Origin of the sequence: Flavobacterium sp. DG2-3, from assembly GCF_030730925.1 — a bacterium.
Lineage (GTDB): Bacteria > Bacteroidota > Bacteroidia > Flavobacteriales > Flavobacteriaceae > Flavobacterium.
In genome coordinates this window covers 120,015-145,113 of the sequence record NZ_JAVAMB010000001.1, presented here as the reverse complement: position 1 = coordinate 145,113, position 25,099 = coordinate 120,015, and the positions used below count along the sequence as shown (strand labels likewise).

General features: G+C 33.8%; 29 protein-coding genes and 1 tRNA gene. 21 read left to right on the top strand and 9 right to left on the bottom strand.

Translation table 11 applies throughout. The annotated features are described in order from the left end of the window. The first annotated feature begins 308 nt into the window (after window positions 1-308). Window positions 309-572 (top strand): hypothetical protein, encoded by a 264-nt coding sequence (locus Q9Q97_RS00670; RefSeq protein ID WP_306153422.1) that lies wholly within the window; start codon window positions 309-311, stop codon window positions 570-572. A gap of 33 nt (window positions 573-605) precedes the next feature. Here the strand turns inward: Q9Q97_RS00670 and Q9Q97_RS00665 are convergent, their stop codons facing one another. Further along, a complete protein-coding gene (locus Q9Q97_RS00665) occupies window positions 606-1,196 on the bottom strand; it encodes a riboflavin synthase (RefSeq protein ID WP_306153420.1) in 591 nt (196 codons plus the stop codon). Window positions 1,197-1,253: 57 nt separating this feature from the next. Between Q9Q97_RS00665 and pdxA the strand changes: the two genes are divergently transcribed. The 12 genes from pdxA (at window position 1,254) to Q9Q97_RS00605 (ending at window position 9,819) form a co-directional block, all read left to right on the top strand. After that, window positions 1,254-2,303 (top strand): 4-hydroxythreonine-4-phosphate dehydrogenase PdxA, encoded by a 1,050-nt coding sequence (gene pdxA, locus Q9Q97_RS00660; RefSeq protein WP_306153417.1) that lies wholly within the window; start codon window positions 1,254-1,256, stop codon window positions 2,301-2,303. A gap of 105 nt (window positions 2,304-2,408) precedes the next feature. Beyond that, on the top strand, window positions 2,409-2,951 hold the full coding sequence (locus tag Q9Q97_RS00655; RefSeq protein ID WP_306153415.1) for a DUF177 domain-containing protein: 543 nt from the start codon (window positions 2,409-2,411) through the stop codon (window positions 2,949-2,951). Between the two features lie 9 nt (window positions 2,952-2,960). After that, the gene (gene rpmF / locus Q9Q97_RS00650) at window positions 2,961-3,155 is read left to right on the top strand and encodes a 50S ribosomal protein L32 (RefSeq protein WP_008465217.1); all 195 of its coding nucleotides are present in this window, start codon (window positions 2,961-2,963) and stop codon (window positions 3,153-3,155) included. A gap of 175 nt (window positions 3,156-3,330) precedes the next feature. After that, a complete protein-coding gene (locus tag Q9Q97_RS00645; RefSeq protein WP_306153397.1) occupies window positions 3,331-4,329 on the top strand; it encodes a beta-ketoacyl-ACP synthase III in 999 nt (332 codons plus the stop codon). Window positions 4,330-4,352: 23 nt separating this feature from the next. Further along, window positions 4,353-4,841, top strand: coding sequence for an acetyl-CoA carboxylase biotin carboxyl carrier protein (gene accB, locus Q9Q97_RS00640; RefSeq protein WP_306153395.1), 489 nt, complete (start codon window positions 4,353-4,355; stop codon window positions 4,839-4,841). Window positions 4,842-4,944: 103 nt separating this feature from the next. Continuing rightward, window positions 4,945-6,294, top strand: a complete 1,350-nt coding sequence (gene accC / locus Q9Q97_RS00635; protein ID WP_306153392.1) for an acetyl-CoA carboxylase biotin carboxylase subunit — start codon at window positions 4,945-4,947, stop codon at window positions 6,292-6,294. Window positions 6,295-6,706: 412 nt separating this feature from the next. Next, window positions 6,707-7,003, top strand: a complete 297-nt coding sequence (locus Q9Q97_RS00630) for a hypothetical protein (protein ID WP_306153390.1) — start codon at window positions 6,707-6,709, stop codon at window positions 7,001-7,003. 83 nt (window positions 7,004-7,086) lie between these two features. Next, window positions 7,087-7,383: a hypothetical protein gene (locus tag Q9Q97_RS00625; RefSeq protein WP_306153388.1), complete on the top strand. Its 297-nt coding sequence runs from the start codon at window positions 7,087-7,089 to the stop codon at window positions 7,381-7,383. 28 nt (window positions 7,384-7,411) lie between these two features. Continuing rightward, the gene (locus Q9Q97_RS00620; protein ID WP_306153385.1) at window positions 7,412-7,702 is read left to right on the top strand and encodes a hypothetical protein; all 291 of its coding nucleotides are present in this window, start codon (window positions 7,412-7,414) and stop codon (window positions 7,700-7,702) included. An 18-nt stretch (window positions 7,703-7,720) separates the two neighbouring features. Further along, complete coding sequence (locus tag Q9Q97_RS00615; protein WP_306153383.1) at window positions 7,721-8,014, top strand: hypothetical protein; 294 nt, start codon at window positions 7,721-7,723, stop codon at window positions 8,012-8,014. A gap of 15 nt (window positions 8,015-8,029) precedes the next feature. Further along, entirely contained in the window at window positions 8,030-8,326 is a 297-nt protein-coding gene (locus Q9Q97_RS00610; RefSeq protein WP_306153381.1) for a hypothetical protein, read from the top strand. A 137-nt stretch (window positions 8,327-8,463) separates the two neighbouring features. After that, window positions 8,464-9,819, top strand: coding sequence for a sigma-54 dependent transcriptional regulator (locus tag Q9Q97_RS00605; RefSeq protein ID WP_306153379.1), 1,356 nt, complete (start codon window positions 8,464-8,466; stop codon window positions 9,817-9,819). A gap of 47 nt (window positions 9,820-9,866) precedes the next feature. Here Q9Q97_RS00605 and Q9Q97_RS00600 read toward each other — a convergent pair whose 3' ends face one another. Beyond that, window positions 9,867-12,305 (bottom strand): hybrid sensor histidine kinase/response regulator, encoded by a 2,439-nt coding sequence (locus Q9Q97_RS00600; protein ID WP_306153378.1) that lies wholly within the window; start codon window positions 12,303-12,305, stop codon window positions 9,867-9,869. A gap of 173 nt (window positions 12,306-12,478) precedes the next feature. Next, window positions 12,479-14,380 carry a S9 family peptidase gene (locus Q9Q97_RS00595; protein ID WP_306153376.1) on the bottom strand — a complete coding sequence of 634 codons (1,902 nt, stop codon included), beginning with the start codon at window positions 14,378-14,380 and terminating at the stop codon, window positions 12,479-12,481. Between the two features lie 467 nt (window positions 14,381-14,847). On the opposite strand from Q9Q97_RS00595, the gene Q9Q97_RS00590 reads away from it, so the two are divergent. The 3 genes from Q9Q97_RS00590 to Q9Q97_RS00580 are packed head-to-tail and all read left to right on the top strand — an operon-like array spanning window position 14,848 to window position 17,699. Further along, window positions 14,848-15,963: an FAD-binding oxidoreductase gene (locus Q9Q97_RS00590; protein WP_306153375.1), complete on the top strand. Its 1,116-nt coding sequence runs from the start codon at window positions 14,848-14,850 to the stop codon at window positions 15,961-15,963. Window position 15,964: 1 nt separating this feature from the next. Then, window positions 15,965-16,753: a monofunctional biosynthetic peptidoglycan transglycosylase gene (gene mtgA, locus Q9Q97_RS00585; RefSeq protein WP_306153373.1), complete on the top strand. Its 789-nt coding sequence runs from the start codon at window positions 15,965-15,967 to the stop codon at window positions 16,751-16,753. After that, window positions 16,731-17,699: a lipid A deacylase LpxR family protein gene (locus tag Q9Q97_RS00580; protein ID WP_306153371.1), complete on the top strand. Its 969-nt coding sequence runs from the start codon at window positions 16,731-16,733 to the stop codon at window positions 17,697-17,699. Before mtgA ends, Q9Q97_RS00580 begins: the two co-directional genes overlap by 23 nt. 62 nt (window positions 17,700-17,761) lie before the next feature. Here Q9Q97_RS00580 and Q9Q97_RS00575 read toward each other — a convergent pair whose 3' ends face one another. Continuing rightward, on the bottom strand, window positions 17,762-18,322 hold the full coding sequence (locus Q9Q97_RS00575) for a hypothetical protein (RefSeq protein ID WP_306153368.1): 561 nt from the start codon (window positions 18,320-18,322) through the stop codon (window positions 17,762-17,764). Between the two features lie 169 nt (window positions 18,323-18,491). Next, the gene (locus Q9Q97_RS00570; protein ID WP_306153366.1) at window positions 18,492-19,526 is read right to left on the bottom strand and encodes an oxidoreductase; all 1,035 of its coding nucleotides are present in this window, start codon (window positions 19,524-19,526) and stop codon (window positions 18,492-18,494) included. A 225-nt stretch (window positions 19,527-19,751) separates the two neighbouring features. On the opposite strand from Q9Q97_RS00570, the gene Q9Q97_RS00565 reads away from it, so the two are divergent. Beyond that, complete coding sequence (locus Q9Q97_RS00565; RefSeq protein WP_306153364.1) at window positions 19,752-19,928, top strand: FeoB-associated Cys-rich membrane protein; 177 nt, start codon at window positions 19,752-19,754, stop codon at window positions 19,926-19,928. A gap of 122 nt (window positions 19,929-20,050) precedes the next feature. Here the strand turns inward: Q9Q97_RS00565 and Q9Q97_RS00560 are convergent. Then, window positions 20,051-20,124: transfer RNA gene (locus Q9Q97_RS00560), tRNA-Ala, on the bottom strand. A 185-nt stretch (window positions 20,125-20,309) separates the two neighbouring features. Between Q9Q97_RS00560 and Q9Q97_RS00555 the strand changes: the two genes are divergently transcribed. The 4 genes from Q9Q97_RS00555 to Q9Q97_RS00540 all read left to right on the top strand — a co-directional run bounded on the left by Q9Q97_RS00555 (window position 20,310) and on the right by Q9Q97_RS00540 (window position 22,822). Beyond that, a complete protein-coding gene (locus tag Q9Q97_RS00555) occupies window positions 20,310-21,074 on the top strand; it encodes an enoyl-CoA hydratase/isomerase family protein (protein WP_306153362.1) in 765 nt (254 codons plus the stop codon). Window positions 21,075-21,339: 265 nt separating this feature from the next. Next, entirely contained in the window at window positions 21,340-21,516 is a 177-nt protein-coding gene (locus Q9Q97_RS00550; protein WP_306153360.1) for a hypothetical protein, read from the top strand. 33 nt (window positions 21,517-21,549) lie between these two features. Continuing rightward, on the top strand, window positions 21,550-22,002 hold the full coding sequence (locus Q9Q97_RS00545) for a 6-carboxytetrahydropterin synthase (protein WP_306153358.1): 453 nt from the start codon (window positions 21,550-21,552) through the stop codon (window positions 22,000-22,002). A 76-nt stretch (window positions 22,003-22,078) separates the two neighbouring features. Next, a complete protein-coding gene (locus Q9Q97_RS00540) occupies window positions 22,079-22,822 on the top strand; it encodes a UDP-2,3-diacylglucosamine diphosphatase (protein WP_264553208.1) in 744 nt (247 codons plus the stop codon). On the opposite strand, the gene Q9Q97_RS00535 is transcribed toward Q9Q97_RS00540, so the two are convergent. From Q9Q97_RS00535 to Q9Q97_RS00525, 3 genes are all read right to left on the bottom strand, one after another. Further along, the gene (locus Q9Q97_RS00535) at window positions 22,823-24,031 is read right to left on the bottom strand and encodes a cytochrome c3 family protein (RefSeq protein WP_306153356.1); all 1,209 of its coding nucleotides are present in this window, start codon (window positions 24,029-24,031) and stop codon (window positions 22,823-22,825) included. An 83-nt stretch (window positions 24,032-24,114) separates the two neighbouring features. Next, window positions 24,115-24,471, bottom strand: coding sequence for a hypothetical protein (locus Q9Q97_RS00530; protein WP_306153354.1), 357 nt, complete (start codon window positions 24,469-24,471; stop codon window positions 24,115-24,117). Window positions 24,472-24,720: 249 nt separating this feature from the next. Beyond that, complete coding sequence (locus Q9Q97_RS00525) at window positions 24,721-25,071, bottom strand: hypothetical protein (RefSeq protein WP_306153352.1); 351 nt, start codon at window positions 25,069-25,071, stop codon at window positions 24,721-24,723. Window positions 25,072-25,099: the final 28 nt, after the last annotated feature.

Here is a 25,099-nt window from a genome sequence, read left to right as displayed (position 1 = left end):
TTTTTTTTCTCATAGTAAAAAATCAAATTCGGCTAAAATCAGGAAATTCTTATAAGCTTATAAGTCTTATAAATAATAGCAAAAAAGACTGATTGTTCTCTAGAGCGTTTTCTGAAAAGGATTAGCAGAATTTTGAAAAAAAATGTTAAAATTTGTTTTGTGTTTTTTGGTTTAAAAGTTGATTTTGTGCAAAAAACTTATACTTTTGTCCAAGATTTTGGAAGTAGAAATGCGTTTGTGCGAAATTTCTACAGAAGAATATTTATCAATAATTATCTAGAGTTGCTGATTTGCAATCGCTTGAATTTATGAAAAATCTAAAAGCCCCATTTTTAGTAATTGCCTTATTGTTTTTAAATGTTTTATTGGCTGCGCCGAAGAATCTGCCTCCTCCTGGGAATGTGCAGAGTACGAGTAACGCAGGTGAGATGACTATAGAAGATGAACCTTGCTTCGGATGTCCTGAGCAGTTTCCAATAGATGAAAATATAGTTTTTCTTTTAACTTCTGGCTTAATTTTAGGGGTCGTAGTAATATATAAAAAAAATCAAACAAAAAAAGCTTCAATTTAAATTGAAGCTTTTTTTGTAGAAAATAGCAAAACTTTATTTGTTGATTGAATAAAGGCGAGAAATGTATTTTCCAACTACATCAAACTCAAGGTTGATTTTTGTGCTAACTTTGAAATCTTTAAAATTAGTGTGTTCGTAAGTGTACGGAATAATTGAGACACTAAACTCATTTGTTTTCGAATTTACAACTGTAAGACTCACACCATTTACTGTAATCGAACCTTTTTCGATTGTAATATTGTTTAAGTTTTTATCGTATTCAAAAGTGTAGTTCCAGCTTCCATTTGCTTCTTCAATTTTGATGCAAGTGCCTGTTTGATCTACGTGACCTTGTACAATATGTCCGTCTAAGCGGTCGCCAAGCTTCATTCCTCTTTCCAGATTTACAATATCGCCAGTTTTCCAATCTCCAATATTGGTTTTCAAGATGGTTTCGTCAATTGCGGTTACCGTATAAAAAGATTCTTTTATGGCAACAACTGTAAGGCATATTCCGTTATGCGAAACGCTTTGGTCTATTTTTAATTCATGTGTAATTGAAGAGTCAACTGTTATATGAAGATTGTTTTGGTCTTTTTGAATTTCGTGAATCCTGCCGAGTGTTTCTATAATTCCTGTGAACATTGTGGTTTTATTTTACTAAATTTGCACATCAAAATTAGTAATAAATAAACTGAGCTCATGAATAAAAAAGCAGAAAATATAATTGTTGGAATTTCAGTGGGAGATTTAAACGGTATTGGAAGCGAAGTTATACTTAAGACATTCGAAGATTCTCGTATGTTGGAATTGTGTACGCCGGTTATTTTTGCAAATGCTAAAATTCTTTCATTCGTTAGAAAAAGCTTTACATCGACAGTCCAATTTCACGGAGTTGACAAATTGGATCAGGTTATACCTGGAAAAGTAAATGTCTTAAATCTTTGGAGAGAAGGAGTTGATCTGAATTTTGGAGTTAATGATTCTAAAATAGGAGAGTATGCGATTAAATCTTTTACAGCAGCAACAAAAGCTTTGAAAGATGGCGAAATTGATGTTTTGGTTACGGCTCCTATTAATAAATACAATATACAGTCTGAGGATTTTAAATTTCCTGGACATACAGATTATTTAGATCAGCAATTAGAAGGCGATGCACTAATGATGATGGTGCAGGATAATTTAAGAGTAGGTTTAATTACCGATCATGTGCCTCTTAACGAAGTTGCTTCACATTTGACAGAAGAATTAATTGCAAAAAAAATAGAAACAGTCAGAAAATCTTTGGTTCAGGATTTTAGCATCGTAAAGCCAAAAATTGCAGTTTTAGGGTTGAATCCACATGCAGGTGATGGCGGTGTAATTGGTAAAGAAGATGATTTGATTTTGAAACCTGTTTTGAAAAAAATATTTGAAGCAGGAACAATGGTTTTTGGTCCTTTTCCGGCAGATGGTTTTTTTGGAAGCGGTCAATATGAAAAATATGATGCTATTGTAGCCATGTATCACGATCAAGGATTAATTCCATTTAAAACTTTATCTTTTGGTAAAGGAGTTAATTATACAGCAGGTTTAAATAGAGTTAGAACTTCTCCAGATCATGGCACAGCTTACGATATTGCTGGGAAAGATATGGCAGATTACAATTCTTTTAAAGAAGCAGTCTATCTTGCAATCGATATTTTTCGCTCGCGTAATCAGTATGAGGAGATTAGCCAAAAACCTCTTAAAATAAAAGAAAAACAGTTATAAACAAAAAAAGGTGAATAAGATTATTAGATTTATAATAATTTTATATCTTTGCACCCCAATTCAGATATCTAGTTTTAGAGTTGAATTGATCAAATTGATGTTGAAATGAGCAAAACAAAAGAATTTTTAATTCCTTTCGTAGGATTAAAACTAGGAAAACACCATTTTGAGTATCAGATAAATAACGAGTTCTTTAAGAATTTTGAATACGATGAGTTTCAAAGTTCAGACATTAAAGTCAATTTGCTTTTTGATAAAAAAAGTACAATGTTAGAGTTAGAATTCAAACACAAAGGAACCGTAAACGTGCCTTGTGATCTAACAGGCGAAGATTTTGATTTACCTATAAAAGGGAAAATGAAGTTAATAGTTCGCTTTGGAGATGAATTTAATAATGATAACGAAGAATTATTGATTTTACCACATGGTGAACACGAGATAGATGTTGCGCAGTATATTTATGAAATGATCGCGCTTTCAGTACCTCAAAAAAGAATTCATCCAGGTGTTAAAGATGGAAGTCTACAGACAGAAACTTTAATAAAACTAAATGAATTAAGTGTAAAAGAACAAAAGGAAGAGAGTAATAAAGAAGAAGATATTGACCCGCGTTGGGAAAAATTAAAGAAACTATTAACGGATAAATAATATAGTAAAATGGCACATCCTAAGAGAAAAACCTCGAAAACAAGAAGAGATAAGAGAAGAACACATTATAAAGCTACTGTAGCTCAAATCGCTACATGTCCTATTACAGGTGAGGCGCATTTATACCACAGAGCTTACTGGCATGAAGGTAAAATGTACTACAGAGGGCAAGTTGTTATCGATAAATCTGAAGCGGTTGCTTAATACGTTTTTGTAAATTATACTAGAACTCTCACATAGTGAGAGTTTTTTTTGTTGGTCATAATTTTCGTTTTTTAGGAAAATATAGACAAATTCGTTACGTTTTTTTTTGTAATTTTCAAGTCTTTTAAAAATTTTTCAAATTAATCATAATTTGAAAAGAAAATAATAGAATATAATGAATACAATCACAGCCGCAATTACCGCTGTTGGAGCTTATGTTCCTGACTTCGTTCTTTCGAACAAAGTACTAGAAACAATGGTTGATACCAATGATGAGTGGATTACCACTCGAACAGGAATTAAAGAAAGAAGAATTCTTAAAGATGCTGATAAAGGTACGTCGTACCTTGCGATAAAAGCAGCACAGGATTTAATTGCAAAAGCAAATATTGATCCGCTTGAGATTGATATGATTATAATGGCAACTGCAACACCAGATATGATGGTGGCTTCTACAGGAGTATTTGTTGCAACAGAAATTGGAGCGACAAATGCATTTGCATACGATTTGCAAGCTGCATGCTCAAGTTTCTTATACGGAATGTCTACTGCTGCGGCTTATGTTCAGTCAGGACGTTACAAAAAAGTACTTTTAATTGGTGCAGATAAAATGTCATCAATTGTAGATTATACAGATAGAGCAACTTGTATTATTTTTGGAGATGGGGCTGGTGCAGTTCTTTTTGAGCCAAATTATGAAGGTCTTGGTTTACAGGATGAATATTTAAGAAGCGACGGTGTAGGACGCGATTTTCTTAAAATTCCTGCAGGAGGTTCTTTGATTCCGCCTTCAGAAGATACTGTAAAAAATAGACAGCACAATATTATGCAAGACGGTAAAACTGTTTTCAAATATGCTGTAACTAATATGGCAGATGCTAGCGAATTGATTTTGCAACGAAATAATTTGACAAATCAAGATGTTGACTGGTTAGTGCCACACCAAGCTAATAAACGTATTATTGATGCTACTGCCGGAAGATTAGAATTGGACGATTCTAAAGTTTTGGTAAACATCGAAAGATATGGTAATACTACTTCTGGAACTTTACCATTAGTATTAGCTGATTTTGAAAATAAGCTTAAAAAAGGAGATAATGTTATCTTTGCCGCTTTTGGTGGAGGATTCACTTGGGGATCTATCTATTTAAAATGGGCTTACGATACAAAATAAATTAAAACTAAAAACGAATCATTATGGATTTAAAAGAAATTCAAAACCTAATCAAATTTGTTGCAAATTCGGGCGTTGCAGAAGTGAAGTTAGAAATGGATGATGTAAAAATCACGATCAGAACAACTTTAGAAACAAATGTAACAGAGGCAACTTACGTACAGCAATTACCAGCTCAGGCAGCTTTACCTCAAGCGGCAGTTCCACAAGTTACAGCTCCAACAGTTGTAAGTGTAACTCCAGAAGCTCCAGCAGCAGCTAACGATTCTAAATATATTACTATAAAATCTCCAATCATTGGAACATTCTATAGAAAACCATCTCCAGACAAACCAGTTTTCACAGAAGTTGGAAGCACAGTTTCTAAAGGGGATGTTCTTTGTGTAATTGAAGCAATGAAATTATTCAACGAAATCGAATCTGAAGTTTCTGGTAAAATTGTAAAAATTCTTGTAGACGATATGTCTCCAGTAGAATTTGACCAACCTTTATTCTTAGTAGATCCATCATAAATAAATTTAGATTTTAGATTTTAGATTTTAGAATGGTTCGAAGCAATTTTGTTAACCATCTAAAATTATCTAATTATCAAATTGTCTAATTAATTAAAATAAGATGTTTAAAAAAATATTAATTGCGAATAGAGGAGAAATTGCACTACGTGTAATTCGTACATGTAAGGAAATGGGAATCAAAACTGTTGCAGTTTACTCTACAGCCGACGCAGAAAGTTTACATGTTAAATTTGCTGACGAAGCGGTTTGTATTGGCCCTCCTCCGAGTAACTTATCGTATTTGAAAATGTCAAATATTATTGCAGCTGCTGAAATTACAAATGCAGATGCAATTCACCCAGGTTATGGATTTCTTTCTGAGAATGCTAAATTCTCAAAAATCTGTCAAGAGCACGGAATTAAATTTATCGGTGCTGCTCCAGAAATGATCGACCGTATGGGAGATAAAGCTTCTGCAAAAGCTACAATGAAAGCAGCAGGAGTTCCTTGTGTACCAGGTTCAGATGGATTATTAGAATCTTACGAACATGCACAAAAAACAGCAGCAGAAATTGGATATCCAGTTATGATGAAAGCTACTGCTGGTGGTGGTGGTAAAGGAATGCGTGCCATCTGGAAAGAAGAAGAGCTTTTAAAAGCTTGGGAAAGTGCACGTCAGGAAGCTGCTGCTGCGTTTGGAAATGACGGAATGTACATGGAAAAACTTATCGAAGAACCACGTCATATCGAAATTCAAGTTGTTGGAGATGCATACGGAAAAGCTTGTCACCTTTCTGAAAGAGATTGTTCTGTACAGCGTCGTCACCAAAAACTTACTGAAGAAACACCTTCACCTTTCATGACAGACGAACTTCGTGCAAGAATGGGAGAAGCTGCTGTAAAAGCTGCTGAATTCATTAAATACGAAGGAGCTGGAACAGTAGAGTTTTTAGTAGACAAACACAGAAACTTCTACTTCATGGAAATGAATACTCGTATTCAAGTAGAGCATCCGATTACAGAACAAGTTATTGATTATGATTTGATCCGTGAGCAAATTATGGTTGCTGCTGGAATTCCGATTTCAGGTAAAAACTACCTTCCACAATTACACGCTATAGAATGCCGTATTAATGCTGAAGATCCATATAACGATTTTCGTCCTTCACCAGGAAAAATTACTACGCTTCATATGCCAGGAGGACACGGAGTACGTTTAGATACTCACGTATACTCAGGATATAGCATTCCGCCAAATTACGATTCTATGATTGCTAAGTTAATTACAACAGCGCAGTCTCGTGAAGAAGCTATCAGCAAAATGCGTAGAGCTTTGGATGAGTTCGTAATCGAAGGTGTGAAAACTACAATACCTTTCCACAGACAATTAATGGATGATCCACAATATATTGCAGGAGATTATACAACTGCATTTATGGATACATTTAAAATGAAATCTATCGAGGAATAATATTAAAGGCTGTCAATTTTGACAGCCTTTCTTTTTTATATACTTCCTCTTAAATTAAATTCCAATTTTTTAAATTGCTTCGCCTGTTCGCTATTCCAAACTAGAGATGAGCTATTTAAAATTTTAGATCTTATATCTTGATCACATTGGGATTTGGGATTTAAAAAATTGGAATTTCCTAAGCTTGCAATTGGAATTTGGAATTTCAGCCAAGGTTACACTTAAAGTGTTTACTTATTACACACTTCTTTTCTCTTTTACACACCTTTTAAGTTTTATCTTTTTTTGCTATATTTGACTTAAAGCCTTTAAAAACAGGTTTTTATGATCTTTGGCACGGCTCTTTTCTTTTACGGCATAATAATTTCATTATCTAAAGCGTAAACAACTATTAATTTAAAATATATACGTTATGAAAAATTTATTTTTATCAGCCGCAATTGTCTTAGGAGGTTTAACTTCATTCGCTTCAACTACACAAGTAAATAATACAATCGTAAAAACGATTTCTATTGAAGACGAATACACTGAAATTAAATTAGAAGAATTACCAGCAGCAATTACAGAATCTTTGAAAAAAGCTTATCCTACTGCAGTAATCACTAAAGCTTACAAAAACGAAAAGTCAGAGTACAAACTTGATGTTACTGTTGGTGACAAAGTTGGAAATCTTTTTGCTAATGCAGACGGAACCTGGATTCAAAAATAATTCAAAATTCTAAAGTATTCGTATTATGAAAATTCAAATAAAGAATACTAAAATCAAATTAACTACATTAAAATATAATTATCATGAAAAATTTATTTCTATCAGCCGCAATCGTTTTGGGAGGTTTAACATCATTTGCTTCAACTTCGCCAATTTCAAATACAATCGTTAAAACAATTTCTATTCAAGACGAATATACAGAAATTAAAGTAGTAGAAGTTCCAACAGCGGTAACTGACGCTCTTAAAAAAGCATATCCAGATGCAGTTTTGACTAAAGCATTCAAAAATGAAAAGTCAGAATATAAACTAGAAGTTACTGTTGGTGACAAAACAGGAAATCTTTTTGCTAACGCAGATGGTACTTGGATTAAAAAATAATTAAGTCTAACCCTTAAAAACTATTACTATGAAAAAGTTAATCTTATCGGCAGCAATTGTTTTAGGCAGTTTGTCGATGTACGCAGAGACCCCTGTTGCAACTACTCCAATAGTGCATACAGTAAATGATCAGGATGGATATAAAGAAGTGGACGGAGTTCCGGCAGCCGTAAAAAAAGGTTTAGATGACGCTTATCCTGGTGTAGTGCTTGAAAAAGCATGGGTTAATGATAAAAAGGAGTACAAAATTGAGATAACCGTTCGAGGCGAAAAATCGATCGTTTATACAGATGCTTCTGGTAAAATCCTTAAAAAATAATTTAAACCACTAAATATTATGAAAAAGTTAATCTTATCAGCAGCGATTGTTTTAGGAAGTCTTTCAGTAAACGCTACAGTTCTTCCAGCGATTTCGATTTCTCAATCAGTACTTGTTCAGGATGGATATACTGAAGTTGCTTTAGATGCTGTTCCGGCAGCTGTCAAGTCTACAGTTGAAAAATCTTTTCCAAATACTAAGCTTGAGAAAGCTTATAAAAATGATAAAAACGAGTTTAAGCTTGAAATTTCAAGTGGAGACAAGAAGTATACTATTTTCACAGATGCTTCTGGGAATATCATTAAAAAATAATTTAAAATCAGCATCATGAAAAAACTAATCTTATTAGCTATGGTAGTTTTAGGAACAATGTCAATTCATGCCAATGTATTGCCTGTTTCTCAAAACACTAAAGCGACTGTAACTGTTCAGTCAGAATACACTGAAGTTACGGCAGATGCTGTTCCTGCAGCAGTAAAAACTGCTCTGCAGACTGCTTATCCAGGAGCAAAACTGGAGAAAGCATTTGTAAACGAAAAAAAAGAGTATAAACTCGAAATATCAGTTGGAGACCAGAAGGCTACTGTTTATTCAGATGTCAATGGTAACTGGTTGAAGATATAATTAGGTGAATTTAGATTTATGTTTTTGGTGAAAAAGAGATTGCGTCGTGCAATCTCTTTTTTTTTACATATTTTACATAAATTTATGAAATAACAAGTTTAATAATGTTATTTTAGCAAAAAAGTCCCTCAAACCAAATGCCGAAGATATTACTGATAGAAGATGATATTGCGTTTTGCAAATTATTAGAGAAATTTCTAATCAAAAAAGCGTACAACGTAACGATAGCTTTCTCTGCAGCAGAAGCACGTGAAGCGGTTAAAAACGAATCTTTCGATTTGATTTTGACAGATCTTCGCTTGCCTGATTCTGACGGTATCGGACTTATGTCTGAATTTAAAAATTCTCATCCTCATATTCCTGTTATTTTGATGACGGGCTATTCTGATGTAAACACTGCGGTAAAAGCCATCAAAAACGGTGCTGCAGATTATATTTCAAAACCATTTAATCCAGATGAGGTTCTTCTTGTTATTACCAATGCGCTTCAAGCGCCAAAAGTGGAAGAAGAAGAAACTCCTGTAAAAGAAAAAAAGACTGCAAAAAAGCAGTCTCCATCAGGAGAAAATGAATTTGTTAAAGGAATTTCTGTTGCATCCAAAAAACTTTTAGATCACATTCAGCTGGTAAGTCCAACCGATATGTCGGTTTTAATAATTGGAGAAAGCGGAACAGGAAAAGAAATCATTGCAAAAAGCATTCATCAGCAAAGCAGAAGAAAAGACAGTAATTTTATTGCAGTCGATTGCGGTGCGATTCCGAAAGAATTGGCGGCTAGCGAATTTTTCGGACATTTAAAAGGATCTTTCACAGGAGCCATCAACGATAAAAAAGGATATTTTGAAGCTGCAAATGGCGGAACTTTATTTTTGGATGAAATTGGAAATCTTTCTTACGAAAATCAAATTCAGCTTTTAAGAGCGCTTCAGGAAAGAAAAATTAAACCCGTAGGAAGCAATAAAGAAATAAACGTCGATATACGCATTATTACAGCTACAAACGAAGATTTGCGCGAGGCAGTAAAAAACGGCGATTTTAGAGAAGATTTATACCATAGAATCAACGAGTTTTCGATTCAGTCACCATCTTTAAAAGATCGTGGTGAAGATTTAATGGTTTTTGCCGATTATTTCTTAGAAAAAGCCAATCAGCAATTGCATAAAGAAGTCATCGGATTTTCGCCAGAAGTGGTTTCTATTTTTCAGAATTACAACTGGCCTGGAAACTTGCGAGAATTGCAAAACTGTGTAAAACGTGCTACGCTTTTAACTCGAGGAGATTTTATTGAAAGCGATGTTCTCCCAGCAGAATTTTTTCAGATTCAAACACAGCAGACACCAGCAAATGAAGTTTTTTCTTTATCTGAAAATGAAAAAGAAACGATCATACATGCGTTGTCTAAAACGCAGAATAATAAATCTGAAGCAGCAAAATTGCTGAAAATTACCAGAAAAACACTTTACAATAAATTGAAACAATATAATATTGAATAAAAAAAGCAGTCTAAACAGACTGCTTTTTTTATGAATTTCATTAAAGATTAAATTTCTTGTTTCAATTCCTCAAAAAGGACTTTTATTTTTTCTTTTAAATCGGCGTAGGTAGCCTTTATGTCAATCGTATTTAAATCTTCTTTTTCTAAATCTTTTAAAATATCTCCAATTTCATTCGCTTGAATTTGTTTGAACATTGGAGCAATACGATGCGCGATAGATTTTATTTCGTCATGATTTTGTTCCTCAATGGCAACTTTCAAAAAACCTAAATTTTCTATAGTGGTTTCCAAAAAAGACTTTAAAACCTCTTTCAAAGCCGATTCGTCCTGACCCAGAAAATCCTTTAAGGTTTCTAGAGAATATATTTGAGAAGTATTTTGTGTTGTATTCTCGGTATATTCCGTTATGGGCACTTCTTCATGATCCAAAATATGCTGAATCGTTTCTAGTAAAATTTTTGGAGAATATGGTTTTTTAACAACAGTTGTAAAACCAGCCTTTTTATATACAGTAAGATCAAGATCGGTACGGCCTGTCAATGCAATTACAGGCTGATTTTTGAAAATGGTTTCAGGAAGTTCTCGAAGTTTTTCTAAAAATAAAAATCCGTCTATTTCGGGCATTTGAATATCGGTAATTACAAAATCAAACGGAGTGGTTTTAATTGTTTCTAAAGCTTTGGCAGGATTAGTAAACGAAAACACCTGATGCTGTTCTTGTTTTAAAACACCGCTCGTTAAATTCAGAAGATTAATATCGTCGTCTACAACAATAAAAGTTTGTTTTTTACTGTTTTTTGCAGTCTTTGGTTTAATTTCGTTTACAGGAATATTTTGGCTATTATCAAATAATAAAGGCAGTCGAATAAGGAAAGTACTTCCTTTTCCGAAGATGCTTTCTAAGGTTAAATTACCGCCCAAAATAGAAATAATCTTTTGGCAGATCGATAAACCTAAACCTGTTCCTCCGTATTTCTTTTCAATGCTTTCATTCGCTTGGGCAAATTCTTCAAAAACCAATTTTTGATTGGCTTTTTCAATTCCGATTCCAGTATCTTGAATCGAAATGGTGAAAAACTGATCTTCATTCGCGTAAGCGGCAATTCGAATATGGCCTTCTTCGGTAAACTTATAAGCATTTCCGATAATGTTGGTCAAGATTTGTTTTAAACGAAACGGATCACCAACAATGCGTTTTTGAAACTGCTCGTCTATATTGATAATAAGATCAATATCTTTCTGTTTGTAAACCGTTTGTATATTTCGGGCAACATCTTCAATAATTTCTGGTAATGAAAACGGAACTTTTTCTATCGAAATTTTTCCAGCTTCAATCTGCGAAAAATCCAATAAATCCTGAACAAGCTGTGAAATATATTCAGATGAGTTTTTAATGTTTTTAACGAAATAAGACTGCTTGGTGTTGATGTCTGAATTTCCTAAAAGTTCAGAATATCCTACAATCGTACTCAAAGGTGTTTTTAAATCGTGGCTTACGGTTGAAATCAATTGTTCTCGACTCTTAAGCAGGTTTTTTGTTTTGAAATTGGCAATTTCCAGCTGTTTTTTATACAATTGAGATTTGGAATAATCGCTCACAATTAGAATCGAAAAAAAGACCGTCAGCAACAAACCGATAACCGCAGAAGCTGTCACAATTTCGTTGACTCTTTTTAATGATTTTTCTTTTAATGAATTGCTTTTGATCGAATTGATGATAATTTCTCGCTCAATAATTCGAAGTATTTTTCTAAGCTGATCCGAAATCGCTATTTCGTTTTGAAGCAATTTGTTTTCTTCAAAATTTAGAGATTCTTTCTTCTTTTCGGCTTTTAATTTTACAGAACTTAAAAGTTTTTTAGAATTGGCCAAAATAGAATCAGAGGCTTTTTTGCTCAGTGTATTGGTGCTATCGTCTGGAATATTTGAATTTAAATAATCCACATATCGCTGTAAAACGCCGCGCTGATAACTTCCTAACTGGTTTGGGTTTTTAGTGAAATCCTGAAGCTCCAATTTTCTCAGGTTAAATTCCATTTTTGTGATTTCATCGATCGCATTATTTACAGAGGTTTCATCATCAGCTTTATTTTTAATTTCTCTTAATTGCTGGATGTTTTCTGTCTTTTCAGACAAAAAATAAGTAACGCTATCCAAAAGTGTTTTTTGATATTCTGTCGTAACAACTTGCTTTAAAGTATCGATACGTTTGCGAAGAGAATCGGTTTCGATCAGATAATTTTTAAAATCTTTTTCAGAATTATTTTGAATGGTTTGTCGAGCTAAACTTTCAGTTTTATAAACATTAGAATACAATCTGCTGACTCTAAGAATTTTTATTTTTTCTAAAGCAATCTTGTCTTCCAGCTTGTTGTAAACTACATTTTCAGAATAAAGAAACCATCCAACGGTGACAACCAAAGCCAATAATGCAACGTAGCTGAATAAAACCTTGATTGCGGTGTAACTTTTTTTGGTCTCCATATTTGCTGAAAGATTTGGGAATTTCGGAATTATTAAAACATTGCAATTTATCTAAAAAAATCTGTTTTAGAAAGTGGCAAAATAATCATTATGTTACATAATTGTAAGGTCTCCAAAGAAAAACAGCCGTAGATTATGTAAATCTACGGCTGTTTTAATATTGTTTTTATGGATTATAAAGTTTCATCTAACCATTTGAAGAATTCGCCCTGCCAAACCTGTGCATTTTGAGGTTTTAAAACCCAGTGATTTTCGTCTGGGAAATAAACAAATCTACTTTTGATTCCTCTTAACTGAGCCGCTTGAAAAGCTTCTTGCCCTTGTCCGATTGGCACACGGAAATCTTTTCCTCCTTGGAAAATCAAAATCGGCTTATTCCAATTCTGAACTAAAGCTGCCGGATTAAAAGTAGTATATGCTTTTTGTGCAACAGCATTATCTTTTTCCCAATATGGTCCGCCAAAATCCCAGTTGTTAAAGAAAACTTCTTCTGTTGTTCCTAACATCGAAACGGTATTGAAAACACCATCGTGAGCGATAAAAGTTTTGAAACGGTTTTTGTGAATTCCAGCTAAATAAAATACAGAATATCCACCGTAACTTGCACCAACACAACCTAAACGGCTTTTGTCAACATACGATTCTTTAGCAACATCATCAATTGCAGAAAGATAATCATCCATAACTTGTCCGCCCCAATCTTTACTAATCTGCTCGTTCCATTCAACTCCATGACCTGGCATTCCGCGACGGTTTGGCGCTACAACCACATAACCTTTAGCAGCCATTAAAGAAAAATTCCAACGGAAAGAATACGATTGTGTCAACGGACTTTGCGGTCCTCCTTGACAGAATAATAAAGTTGGGTATTTTTTTGAAGCATCAAAATTTGGAGGTAAAATTACCCAAACCAGCATTTTTTTGCCGTCGGTTGTTGTAACGTAACGTTTTTCTGTTTTGCTTAACGCTAAAGTTTTATACGTATCTGTATTTACGTTTGAGATTTGTTTCCAAGTATTTTTCTTCAAGTTAAAAGAATAAATCTCAGCTGCATGATTCATGTCTGTTCTTGTCACGATAATATCGTCTCCAGCAAAACCAACTAAATCATTTACGTCAAAATCGCCGTTTGTTAACTGGCGCACGTTGATCGCAATTCTCGTTAAACCAGGAAAATTAACAGAGAAAAGCTGTTTTGTTCCATCAACAGGTGCAACAAAAAATACTGTTTTTCCGTCTTTGCTCCAGATAAAATTATCTACAGTTCCGTCCCAATTTGCAGTTAAGTTTTGTTTGATTCCTTTAAACTCAACAATAATATCGTTTTTATCAGACTCATAACCATCGCGTTTCATTTGCAGCCAAGAAAGATTTCCTGTTGGAGAAAATTGCGGTGCTGTGTCGTAACCTAAATTACCTTCCGTTTTATTGGTCGTTTTTTGAGTCTCTAAATTGTACTCATAAATATCTGTATTTGTCGAAATCGCATAAGCAGTTCCCGCTTTTTTCTTGCAAACGTAAAAAATGCTTTTGCTGTCTGGCGACCAGATATAATCTTCGTCACCGCCAAAAGGTTTTTGCGGAGAATCGAAAGTTTCACCTTTCAAAATATCAACTCCTTTTGCGCCGTCTTTGTTTTCTTTATAAAAAACGTGATTAAATTTTCCTTCGTTCCAAGTATCCCAGTGGCGATAATCTAATCCGTTGTAAATTTGAGCGTCCGATTTAGTAAGTTCTGGGTAAAAATCTTTACCTAAAACGCTCTCGATTTTTACTTCATCATTATAAACAACAAATTTTCCGTCTGGCGAAATATTTTTGTCTTTTAAAACATCTTTGGTGTCCTTAATTTCAGTGGCATTACCTCCGTTTACAGGAATAATATAAAGTTTAGAAGTCGATTTGTTATCGGCTACAGAAGGCGTTGAAACCTTATAAACAATATTTTTTTCATCTTTTGAAAGTCCAAGTGGAGTTACTCGTCCTAATTTCCATAACAATTCTGGCGACATTACATTTTGTCCGATAGCGTTTAAACTCATCATTATTAAAGTTGTTACTACTACTTTTTTCATAATAAAAATTCTATTTTTTGTGGTGCCTAAAATACAACATTTTAATCCCATTTAGTTAAATCCTTAATCCCAAATATTGTTAAAGTTTAGATACTAAAATTCCAATTTTCTAAATTCCAAATTCCAACTGTCACCCTGAGCGGAGTCGAAGGGCGCACCAATTGGAACGCATGCTTCGACTCCGCTCAGCAAGACAAATGGGGGACAGGCTCAAAAGTAAAGTTTTGGAATTTGGAATTTAAAATTTGATTTTTTCTCTCTTGTCACCCTGAGCGGAGTCGAAGGGCGCACCAATTGGAACGCATGCTTCGACTCCGCTCAGCAAGACAAATGAGAGAGAGGCTCAAAAGTAAAGTTTTGCAATTTGGAGTTTATCTAAAGTTTAGAATTTAAAAAAATTGTAATTTAACCCAAGATTGAAATTTGGAATTTAAAATATTGGAATTTATTTTTTAGAATAAAAAATCATGGAACTAAGCTACTGGGAACTAAAAAACTGGTTTTCAAACATAGATTACACAATTGTCGGAAGCGGAATTGTCGGACTGCATACTGCATTACGCTTACGCGAAAGATTTCCTGCGGCTAAAATTCTGGTTTTAGAACGCGGCATGTTACCTCAAGGCGCCAGTACTAAAAATGCGGGTTTTGCCTGCTTTGGAAGTCTGTCTGAAATTATGGATGATTTGAAAACACATTCAGAAGATGACGTTGTGGCTTTAATCGAAAAACGCTGGAAAGGTTTGCAATTGCTTCGAAAAAAACTAGGAGATCAGGCGATTGATTTTAAACCTCACGGCGGATATGAATTATTTTTGGCAGCAGACGAATCAGGATTCAACGAATGCGTTTCTAAAATTCCGTTTGTCAATGAAGTTTTAAAACCGCTTTTTAAAGCTGATGTTTTTTCGAAAGAAGTAGACCGATTTGGTTTCGGTAATATCCACGAGTATTTAATTTTTAATCCGTTTGAAGGACAGATCGATACCGGAAATATGATGCAGGAATTGCTGAAACAAGCAATTGCAACAGATATTTTTATTTTAAATCAGCAGACCGTAAAATCGTATGCTGATGCAGGAAATCATGTCGAAATTGTGGTAAACGATTTTAGCTTTAAAACCAAAAAACTGCTTTTTGCGACCAATGGTTTTGCAGGCGAATTGACAAATGGCGCTGTTAAACCAGCAAGAGCGCAAGTGCTTATTACAGAGCCAATTCACAATTTAGACATCAAAGGAACGTTTCATTTAGATCGCGGTTATTATTATTTTAGAAATATTAATAACCGAATTTTATTAGGCGGAGGCCGAAACCTTGATTTTGAAGGTGAAACGACAACCGAATTTGGACAGACGAAAATTATTCAAAATAAATTGGAAGAATTACTGAAAAATGTAATTTTACCAAATCAGGATTTCCAGATTGCGCATCGATGGAGTGGCATTATGGGAGTCGGAAATAGTAAGAATCCTGTTGTAACCCAGCTTTCTGAAAACGTATTCTGCGGAGTGCGTTTAGGCGGAATGGGAGTGGCGATAGGAAGTTTAATAGGAACAGAATTAGCAGATTTAATAGAATAGCATGGCAGCACCCAAGAAACCAGCACCCAAAAAAACAACAACTACAAATAAGCCCAAACCGGCGGCAAAGAAAAAAACGAATCGCAGTTTTGGCGAAAAAGTAAAATGGTTTTTTATTAAAGCGGCTTTATGGTTTTTTGGAATATCCATCGGATCGGTGATTTTTTTCAAATATGTTCCGGTGCCATTTACGCCTTTAATGCTCATTCGTGCCATCGAAAATAAAATGGCTGGAAAAGAAGTTTATTTTGATCACGATTGGGAACCGATTGAAAAAATCTCAATGAATTTGCAAAAAGCGGTTATTGCCAGTGAAGATGGAACTTTTTTAACTCACAATGGTTTCGATTTCAAAGCACTTCAAAAAGCATATAAAAGCAACGAACGCGGACGCAGAATTCGAGGCGGAAGCACCATTTCACAGCAAACGGCCAAAAATGTTTTTCTATGGCAAGGAAAAAGTTATTTCCGTAAAGGCCTTGAAGCTTATTTTACCATTTTAATTGAAATTATCTGGGGCAAAGAACGCATCATGGAAGTTTATCTAAACAGCATCGAAATGGGCGATGGAGTTTACGGTGCTTATGCCGCGACAGAACATTGGTACAGAAGAGATGCGTCGAGTTTAACGCCAATGCAGGCGGCAGGAATCGCTGCAATATTGCCAAACCCAAGAAAATTTAAAGCGACAGGTTCATCAAGTTATATTAATAGAAGAAAAGAGAGAATCGTGCGTGAGATGCGTTACGTTGGAAAAATCAATTACAATGGAAAAGAGGAAAAGAAGTAAAAAAGCACTTTTTGCTTTTCTGATTTTGACTGTAACGTTAACTTTTGGACAAGGAAAAACTAAAGAAATAGGTTTTATAACAGATAATGATTTGTACACTTCGTCTAAATACGATATGTATTACACCAATGGTTTGGAGCTTTTTTTTCGATTTTTATCTAAAAACGATAACCCGAAAATAAATAAAGAAATCACCGAATTTAGAATTGGGCAATATCTTTATAATCCGAGGTTTTTAAATAAGGAAGCGGTTACTGTAAACGATCGTCCTTTTGCCGGTTATATTTTTGCCGAAGTTGGGAAAAACTTTTTTTACCAAAGCGAATCGGTTTTAAAGACCGATTTCCAAATTGGTTTTCTTGGTCCGAATGCGTTTGGCGAGGAATTGCAAGAAGGATTTCATAAGATCATTGGTTACAAAAAAGTATACGGCTGGGAAAATCAGATTCATAATGCTTTAGGAGTACAGGCTCATGCTATTTATTCTAAAAAAATGTTTCCTTCAAAACATAATGATTTTGTAGATTTTCATTGGCAGTCGGAAGCAAATTTGGGAACGATTTTTTCTGGAGTCTCAACAGGATTTATGGCGCGATTCGGATTTAAAAAACTAATTCCGATTTACGATTCTAATATACACGATGCGTCGATAAGTGCAGAAGCGCAACCGAATATTCGAGAGTTTTACTTCTATGCGGCGCCAAGCGTCAATTATCAGTTTTATGATGCCACTATAGAAGGAAGCATGTTTAATGATACAAGTCCGATTACTTTCGATTTAGAACCGCTTCGTTTCAATGCCGAAGCAGGTTTAAAATACCGATACAACAACTTCAATATTTCGTATTCTTTCCTTTATCGAGGAAGAGAATTGAAGGATCCAGGAATTGATACTAATTCTGGATATTTCTATGGCTCTATTCGAATGGGGTTTTTGTTGAGGTAAAATACTGCTCTAAATAATTAGTTTATTTTTTAGGATTTCTTTTATAAATGAATTTTTTAAGATTAATCTAAATTCATTTCTTTGGAATACTGATCCCATTTTTTATTAAGATAATCGGTTGTTTGTTGCATTATTTTCGAATTTACATCTGAGGTATTTTGTACGGTTGAACTTAGTGTCGCTTTGCCATTTTCAAAATAGATATAAGCACTAACATCTTGATCTCCCCAAAAGAAAGGAAATACAATTGCCCTATTTTCTGCGCTTTCAGTTATATATTTTTCCATACTGATTATAAAGGAAAACATCGGTAGCATTTCCACGAAGTTTTCACTAAAAAATAGCATGCCCCAATGCCATTCTTCGGTCGCTTCGTCGTAATCTGAAAAAGCCATTGCTTGATCGTATTTGAGCCAGCTATTAATGACTTCCTGATTGTTTTCGTCATTATAAGGACGAAGTAATTCTGAAGTCAAATCCATTTTTGAATACATTTTAAGGCTGTCCCACCATTCGATCCAGTTTCTATTTAGTTCTGGTGTTTCAACGGGATTGCTTAAAAATTTTTCTAAGTTAGATTTTGAAATTTTGACTTTACAATATAAGGAGCTTAATTCAGACATAATTTGATGTTTTATTGTACAGTGTTTTATAGAGATTTATAATAGCCCCAATAGAAACGACATCCTTTTATGGTCTCAAAAAAAACGAGAATCATAAAAGATGCAATGAATATCGGAACGGATCGTCTTTTGAAAACGAAACTTCCTGCTACTTATTTTCTAATAAAACTTATTTTCGACGATTGTCGCACTGCAGATAAATTTCTTCATTTGATTTGTCGATAATTGAAATTACTGGACAACCAAAAGAAGCATTTTCAAAACCAAAAACAACGGCTGGTTTGTTTTTAAAAAGTTTACCCGTCCATTGATTTACATTCTTGCCTTCAGAATAATTTAAAGGAGAAAGAGAAATGCCTTCTTTTTGGTAAAAAAGCTTATCTATGATAATTTCGTTGGTTTCGTTTTGCGGAGTTTTGACATCGGTGACAATAAGACGTCTGGCATAAATTATTTTATTGCTGTTCGTATATTCTTGTAAAAAATACTGATAGGTTTTGGTTTCAAAAAAATAAGAACTTCCTGTAAGTGCGTTAGTTATTACTTTTTTGTATTCTTTCTTTAATTTTTCGTCTGGATACTCTTTTGCAGTGATTTTTTTCCAGACAATAGGCATCATTTGTTTCTCCACAAACGGATTTTCTTTGCCAACATACACTAAAGCGTTTTTATAATCTTGGCTAAAGTCTTTTAAGTTTTTAGTATTGACTTCAAAGCCAATTCTATAATCCGTAGATTGGTAAGGCCAGTTTTTAGTCGAAGCGTCACCATTCAACATTGCGGAGGTTTTTAAGTTTTTAATTAAAAAAGAAGCCAGTTTGTCTTTCGCATAATCGTAAACGAACAAAGAATCGGTTTCAGAAATTTCTATTTTGGATAAGAATCGCGTTCTATAATTTTTGTCGAAAGTAAAATATAAGGCAGTTTTTTTATCCATTTTTTCTATCTGCGGTAAAGAAAGCGTATCATTAGTTGCAGCTGGGTAAAGGTCAGAAAGTGAAAGAAAGGCAATATCACTTCCTTTTTTTGGAGTGAGCGTAAATAAATTAATGCTTTCTTTTTTTGAAGATTTTTCTTTAATCGCAAGTGTATCCGCAGGAGCATTTTCAGGAGGAGCGACGTCATCGTTTTTAACTTCGTACTTTTTATTACAAGAGACTAAAAAAAGAAACGAAATCAGCAGTATGATTTGATTTGTTTTCATAATGATTTTTAAGTTATAGTTTTTAAATGTCTTTAAGTTTCTGACAGTAAATAGCATTAAGTAAAAATATAATTATTAAATGTAAGGAAATATTTTATAATAAAGTGCTGATTTTGAAACTAATAAAGCTGATTTCCATTTTAGGAATTAGCTTAAGAAGACTTTTAACCTTTTGATAATGTGTACTATTATCAAAAAGTTTATTTTTAATCAAAACTTAACTGTATGGACATTAATTGGAATATAATAGGCATTGTAGCAATTTTGATTGTCATTTTGGTTGTATTGACCATCAGAAAAAATTTGCGAGAAAAAAAGAAACTGGAGAATTTGCTGAATAACGATTTTAAAAAAGCAAAGAAAGATGATGTTGAGGCCGATGATGCGGCAAATGAGAAATAATATTAGTTTAATGTTTAATGCGATAGACCCGACAGGTTTTTAAAACCTGTCGGGTCTAAGGTTGAAGATATAAAAAATAAAACCCTTGTAAAAATACATTTACAAGGGTTTTTCGTTTTTAGTGGAGAATACCGGATTCGAACCGGTCACCCCTTGCCTGCCAGGCAAGTACTCTAGCCAAATGAGCTAATCCCCCGTGTTTTTGAGATTATCGTATTCGAACCATCACCTTCCCGATTTTTCATCGGGATACTCTAGCCAAATGAGCTAATCCCCCAAAGCGTTAACAAATAAAGTCAATTAATTTTCAAAAAACAAATTTCAAATCGCTTAGTCAGAATTATTTTTCAAAAGCGTAACTTTACGTTAAATCCTATTTTTATGAGTTTAGAAAATACAAACGGAAGTTTAGAAACTTCTTTTCAAAATACTATTGCAATTGTACAATTTGGGCATCCTGCAAGTAATTCTTTTCCGCGCGAATTGCTGGATCGTCTTACTGCCGAAATAAATTCTTTGAGTAGAAATGAAAATGTTTCGGTAATTATTTTAAAAAGCGAAGGAAATAAAACTTTTTGCTCTGGAGCTTCTTTTGACGAACTTTTGAAGGTTGAAAATGAAGAACAAGGAATTGAATTCTTTTCTGGTTTTGCCCATTTGCTAAATGCAATGCGAAATTGCAATAAAATCATAATCGGCCGCGTGCAGGGAAAAGCAGTTGGCGGCGGTGTCGGAATAATTTCGGCTTGCGATTACGTTTTTGCAACGCATCAAAGCGATATTAAATTATCAGAATTAGCGATCGGAATCGGACCGTTTGTGATTGAGCCAGCTGTTTCTAGAAAAATCGGGAAAACCGCAATGACCGCGATGACCTTGGCGGCTCACGAATGGAAATCGGCAGATTGGGCATTCGAAAAAGGATTGTTTTCTGTTCTATGTGAAGCTGAAAATCTTGATGCAGAAGTCGAAAGTTTTGCGTTAAAATTAAGTTCGTACAATCCTGAAGCTTTGCACGAAATGAAAAAGATTATTTGGGAAGGAACAGAAATTTGGGAATCGCTTCTTTTTGAGCGCGCAGCAATTACAGGTAAATTGGTTTTATCTGATTTTACGAAATCGGCGTTACTTCAGTTTAAAAAATGAAAAAATTAAACACATAGAAACATAGTTTGTTGAAACGTAAAAAAGTCGTTTCACTCAAAATTAATACACATGACTATGTGTTAATGGTAAGTCATTTTTTTATCTTCTATTTAGAGAGAAAAATCTATGTTTCTATCTGTTTAAAATTTTAGTCTTGTTTGCTAATAATTATCATATTATAACTCTATTCGGTTATGGATCTTTGTCAAAGTTTTAAACTTTGACAAAGATTGATTCACATCATAATTAAATAAAAATATTTCAAATGAAACTCATTTCTTTATTCCAAAAAGTAGATGTTGCCGAAAAAATAAAGAACGCTCCAGACAGCAGTTATGAAATCGGCGTGGTGATTGGAACTTTTATTCCGTTCCTAGTTTTGGTCGGAATTGCCTTTTGGATGTATAACAGAGCTAAAAAAAGAGACAAAAACGGTTATTAATTTGTAAATTTGCAAGCTTAAAATTAAAAATCGATGAGTAATATCAGAATTACAAAACAATTTAGCTTCGAAACTGGCCACGCTTTGTACGGTTACGACGGAAAATGCAAGAACGTTCACGGACACAGTTACAAATTATCGGTAACCGTTATTGGTTCGCCAATTACAGACCGATCGAATGTAAAGTACGGAATGGTAATTGATTTTTCTGATCTAAAGAAAATTGTAAAAGAAGAAATCGTCGATCAGTTTGATCATGCGACTGTTTTCAATCAGACGACACCGCATATCGAATTGGCAAATGAATTGAAAAACCGTGGACATCATGTTATTTTAGTAGATTATCAGCCAACTAGCGAAAATATGGTGGTAGATTTTGCTGAAAGAATTGGAGCAAGATTGCCAGAAGGAATTTCTCTTTTCTCTCTAAAACTTCAAGAAACAGAATCTTCTTTTGCAGAATGGTATGCAAGTGATAATATCTAAAAATTCCAATTTTTAAATTCCAAATTCCAATCTTTAAGGAATCTAAAATCTAAAGTCTAAAATCTAAAATTCTTCGATGAAAAAAATATATTTCGCTTCAGATCAGCATTTTGGTGCGCCGACTCCCGAATTGAGTTTACCGCGCGAAAAGAAATTTGTTGCCTGGTTGGATGAGGTTAAAGAAGATGCAGAAGCTATTTTTCTTTTGGGAGATTTATTTGACTTTTGGTTCGAATATAAAACGGTTGTCCCTAAAGGTTTTGTTCGAATTTTGGGCAAGCTGGCTGAAATTCGCGACAGCGGAATTCCGATATATTTTTTTGTTGGAAATCATGATCTTTGGATGAATGATTATTTCGAAACCGAGTTAAATATTCCGGTTTATCACGATAATAAGGAATTTACTTTTAACGGAAAGACCTTTTTAATTGGTCACGGCGACGGAAAAGGGCCTGGCGATAAAGGGTATAAACGAATGAAAAAGGTATTTACGAATCCGTTTTCAAAATGGCTTTTCCGCTGGCTTCATCCAGATGTTGGCGTTAGTTTAGCACAATATTTATCGGTTAAAAACAAACTGATTTCTGGCGATGAAGATGTAAAGTTTTTGGGTGAAGAAAACGAATGGCTGGTTTTATATGCCAAACGAAAATTGGAAACCAAACATTACAATTACTTCATCTTCGGACACCGCCATTTACCAATGATTATTCCTGTTGGCGAAGATTCTAATTATGTAAATCTTGGCGATTGGATTGGTTATTTTACCTACGGTGTTTTTGACGGCGAAAAATTTGAATTAAAGAAATTTGAAAAATAATCACTTTTTTGCATTCGGATAAATTCCGATTTTGTGCGTTCGCAGAATATATTCCGAAAGCTGTTTGCTATTTGAAAGCTGAAATTTAATTGCTCCAGATGCTTGTTTCGGCATGTGGCATTCAACACAATTGTTAGCCAATAATTTTTCAGGCATCTTTTTTAAAGTAGTTTCGTTATGCTTTAAACCCTGATGGCAACTCATGCAGATTTTAGAGTAGGAAACCATATTTTTAGAAGCATTTTCATGAGGATTATGACAGGTAATGCAATCCATTTTTTGGCTGTTGAAACATTTGCTTTGCGCCATTAAACGGTACTGATTACCGTGAACATCAAATTTTGCTGTATCGGTGATGCTTTTAGTTTCACGAAAGTATTCCGATAAATTATCTCCAGGCTTAAAATCAAAACGAGATTTTAATTTCATTCCGTCATTTCCTGCATGACATAATGCACAGGCATCTAATTTTTGCTGTCTGCTTAAGGTTTTTAAACTGGTAATGCTGTTGGCAACTTTTACACTTGGATTTTTTAAATGAAATTCAACATGTTTTTTGGCTGGACCGTGGCAGCGTTCGCAGTCAATTCCGTAAACAATCGTTTTTTTATTGATTACATCTTCGACATCCATAGACATAAAATTTCTGTCTGCAGAACTTTGGTTAACAGTTCTCGAACTAATATTAGAACTGTGGCAAGAATAACAGTCTTTTACCACCATTCGGTCAAAATACGGTTTATCGGCAGGGAAGCCCGGACTTGTTGCCCAATTGTTTATCGAATGATAAAAAGAAACTGGCAATTCATAAGTATTATTGTCTTTCCAGTAAACAGAAGTCTGTGCGTGTTTGGTTCCAAAAACGATTTCAAACTTATATTTGGCTGTTTCTTTACCGTTTTTATATAAAACCTGATACAAACTGTCGCCACGTTTTTCCATGACCAGTTTGGTGTTTTTATCATAAATGAAAGTATGATTTTTAGAATCAAAATCACCAGAAACATTTCCTAAAATAGCTGGAGCTGTTGCTTTAAAATGCGAACTTTTAAATGCCATTTCAGATTGTACTTTATGGCATTGTACGCAGCTTTCAGAACCCGCATAATCAGTTCCGCGCGGATCAATATATTCCTCTGATTTGTTATTGCATCCGACAAAGAGAATGGTCAGAAGGGTAAAGGTTAGTAGAAATACAGCTTTTTTCATTGCTGTAAATATACTTTTTTTTGAATTGAATCAAAATATATTTCAATAATGAAAAAATGCTGTTAAAATATTTAGAATGCTTCTTAATTCATGCCGACTCCGTAAACATATTCATCTAGTTCAATTTTGAACAAAGAACCTTCAACCAAATCTTTAATCGATTTTAATTCGGTCATATTTACAGCTAAATCTATCGAATTGCATGGTGTTTTCAATAAAAACTTATGGCAAGAATATTTCATTTCGCAGGCTTCACAACAAGTGTTTTCAATCATACTGTCTTCAATCAAATCGCAGAAAAGATTCAATTCCTGAACGGTAAAATAAAAACCAGTTTCTTTAAAAACCAATTGCACTTTATCTGAAATCGTAGTGTTATGATCTTTCCAGTAAAATGCTATTCCAAAGTTATTATGATATATCTGTTCAATTTCTCTCATCGTAAATCCTTTTAATTCAACAAATATAAATATTATTTATATTAATTCTAAATAAAAAATTCATAAAAATTTGAAAATGTTTTTTGAACCATATAAGTCATATAAGTTTATATTAAAGTTTTTTTTTGATGCTACTATTAAAAAAAAGACATAAAAAAACTCCAAAATATGGAGCCTTTAATTTTTTTAAATTTAGTTTTTAAATGAACTTATATGACTTATATGGTTCAAAAAAAACCTAATAAAATTTTAATTCATTCCTGCACCGTGGATATATTCATTAAGATGAAGTCGAAATAAAGAACCATCAACTAAATCTTTTATACAATCTAATTCAATCGGTGATATTTCTAAATCTAATGCAACGTAAGGTGTTTTCAATAAAAATTTATCGAAGGCACGTTTTACGCCACGTGTATCATTATGATCGGTTACGCAGTCTTCAATTAAATCATGAAATTCATTTAATTCTTCAATTGAAAAATAGAATCCCATTTGTTTAAAAAGCAATTGAATTTTATCTGATATAATTTCGTTGCCTTCTTTCCAATAAAATGAAATTCCAAAGTCGTTACGATATATTTGCTCGATGTCTTTCATGGCAATTTTTTTAGGCCACAAAGGTACA

Excerpts from the sequence above, each read along its gene's own strand:
- Q9Q97_RS00595 (WP_306153376.1), bottom strand. The coding sequence starts at position 14,380 with ATGAAAAAAGTAGTAGTAACAACTTTAATAATGATGAGTTTAAACGCT.
- Q9Q97_RS00525 (WP_306153352.1), bottom strand. The coding sequence starts at position 25,071 with ATGAAAGACATCGAGCAAATATATCGTAACGACTTTGGAATTTCATTT.
- Q9Q97_RS00535 (WP_306153356.1), bottom strand. The coding sequence starts at position 24,031 with ATGAAAAAAGCTGTATTTCTACTAACCTTTACCCTTCTGACCATTCTC.
- accC (WP_306153392.1), top strand. The coding sequence starts at position 4,945 with ATGTTTAAAAAAATATTAATTGCGAATAGAGGAGAAATTGCACTACGT.
- pdxA (WP_306153417.1), top strand. The coding sequence starts at position 1,254 with ATGAATAAAAAAGCAGAAAATATAATTGTTGGAATTTCAGTGGGAGAT.
- Q9Q97_RS00600 (WP_306153378.1), bottom strand. The coding sequence starts at position 12,305 with ATGGAGACCAAAAAAAGTTACACCGCAATCAAGGTTTTATTCAGCTAC.
- accB (WP_306153395.1), top strand. The coding sequence starts at position 4,353 with ATGGATTTAAAAGAAATTCAAAACCTAATCAAATTTGTTGCAAATTCG.
- Q9Q97_RS00605 (WP_306153379.1), top strand. The coding sequence starts at position 8,464 with ATGCCGAAGATATTACTGATAGAAGATGATATTGCGTTTTGCAAATTA.
- rpmF (WP_008465217.1), top strand. The coding sequence starts at position 2,961 with ATGGCACATCCTAAGAGAAAAACCTCGAAAACAAGAAGAGATAAGAGA.
- Q9Q97_RS00670 (WP_306153422.1), top strand. The coding sequence starts at position 309 with ATGAAAAATCTAAAAGCCCCATTTTTAGTAATTGCCTTATTGTTTTTA.
- Q9Q97_RS00530 (WP_306153354.1), bottom strand. The coding sequence starts at position 24,471 with ATGAGAGAAATTGAACAGATATATCATAATAACTTTGGAATAGCATTT.
- Q9Q97_RS00645 (WP_306153397.1), top strand. The coding sequence starts at position 3,331 with ATGAATACAATCACAGCCGCAATTACCGCTGTTGGAGCTTATGTTCCT.
- Q9Q97_RS00565 (WP_306153364.1), top strand. The coding sequence starts at position 19,752 with ATGGACATTAATTGGAATATAATAGGCATTGTAGCAATTTTGATTGTC.
- Q9Q97_RS00665 (WP_306153420.1), bottom strand. The coding sequence starts at position 1,196 with ATGTTCACAGGAATTATAGAAACACTCGGCAGGATTCACGAAATTCAA.
- Q9Q97_RS00625 (WP_306153388.1), top strand. The coding sequence starts at position 7,087 with ATGAAAAATTTATTTCTATCAGCCGCAATCGTTTTGGGAGGTTTAACA.
- Q9Q97_RS00575 (WP_306153368.1), bottom strand. The coding sequence starts at position 18,322 with ATGTCTGAATTAAGCTCCTTATATTGTAAAGTCAAAATTTCAAAATCT.
- Q9Q97_RS00580 (WP_306153371.1), top strand. The coding sequence starts at position 16,731 with ATGGAAAAGAGGAAAAGAAGTAAAAAAGCACTTTTTGCTTTTCTGATT.
- Q9Q97_RS00615 (WP_306153383.1), top strand. The coding sequence starts at position 7,721 with ATGAAAAAGTTAATCTTATCAGCAGCGATTGTTTTAGGAAGTCTTTCA.
- Q9Q97_RS00590 (WP_306153375.1), top strand. The coding sequence starts at position 14,848 with ATGGAACTAAGCTACTGGGAACTAAAAAACTGGTTTTCAAACATAGAT.
- mtgA (WP_306153373.1), top strand. The coding sequence starts at position 15,965 with ATGGCAGCACCCAAGAAACCAGCACCCAAAAAAACAACAACTACAAAT.
- Q9Q97_RS00655 (WP_306153415.1), top strand. The coding sequence starts at position 2,409 with ATGAGCAAAACAAAAGAATTTTTAATTCCTTTCGTAGGATTAAAACTA.
- Q9Q97_RS00555 (WP_306153362.1), top strand. The coding sequence starts at position 20,310 with ATGAGTTTAGAAAATACAAACGGAAGTTTAGAAACTTCTTTTCAAAAT.
- Q9Q97_RS00630 (WP_306153390.1), top strand. The coding sequence starts at position 6,707 with ATGAAAAATTTATTTTTATCAGCCGCAATTGTCTTAGGAGGTTTAACT.
- Q9Q97_RS00550 (WP_306153360.1), top strand. The coding sequence starts at position 21,340 with ATGAAACTCATTTCTTTATTCCAAAAAGTAGATGTTGCCGAAAAAATA.
- Q9Q97_RS00545 (WP_306153358.1), top strand. The coding sequence starts at position 21,550 with ATGAGTAATATCAGAATTACAAAACAATTTAGCTTCGAAACTGGCCAC.
- Q9Q97_RS00570 (WP_306153366.1), bottom strand. The coding sequence starts at position 19,526 with ATGAAAACAAATCAAATCATACTGCTGATTTCGTTTCTTTTTTTAGTC.
- Q9Q97_RS00620 (WP_306153385.1), top strand. The coding sequence starts at position 7,412 with ATGAAAAAGTTAATCTTATCGGCAGCAATTGTTTTAGGCAGTTTGTCG.
- Q9Q97_RS00540 (WP_264553208.1), top strand. The coding sequence starts at position 22,079 with ATGAAAAAAATATATTTCGCTTCAGATCAGCATTTTGGTGCGCCGACT.
- Q9Q97_RS00610 (WP_306153381.1), top strand. The coding sequence starts at position 8,030 with ATGAAAAAACTAATCTTATTAGCTATGGTAGTTTTAGGAACAATGTCA.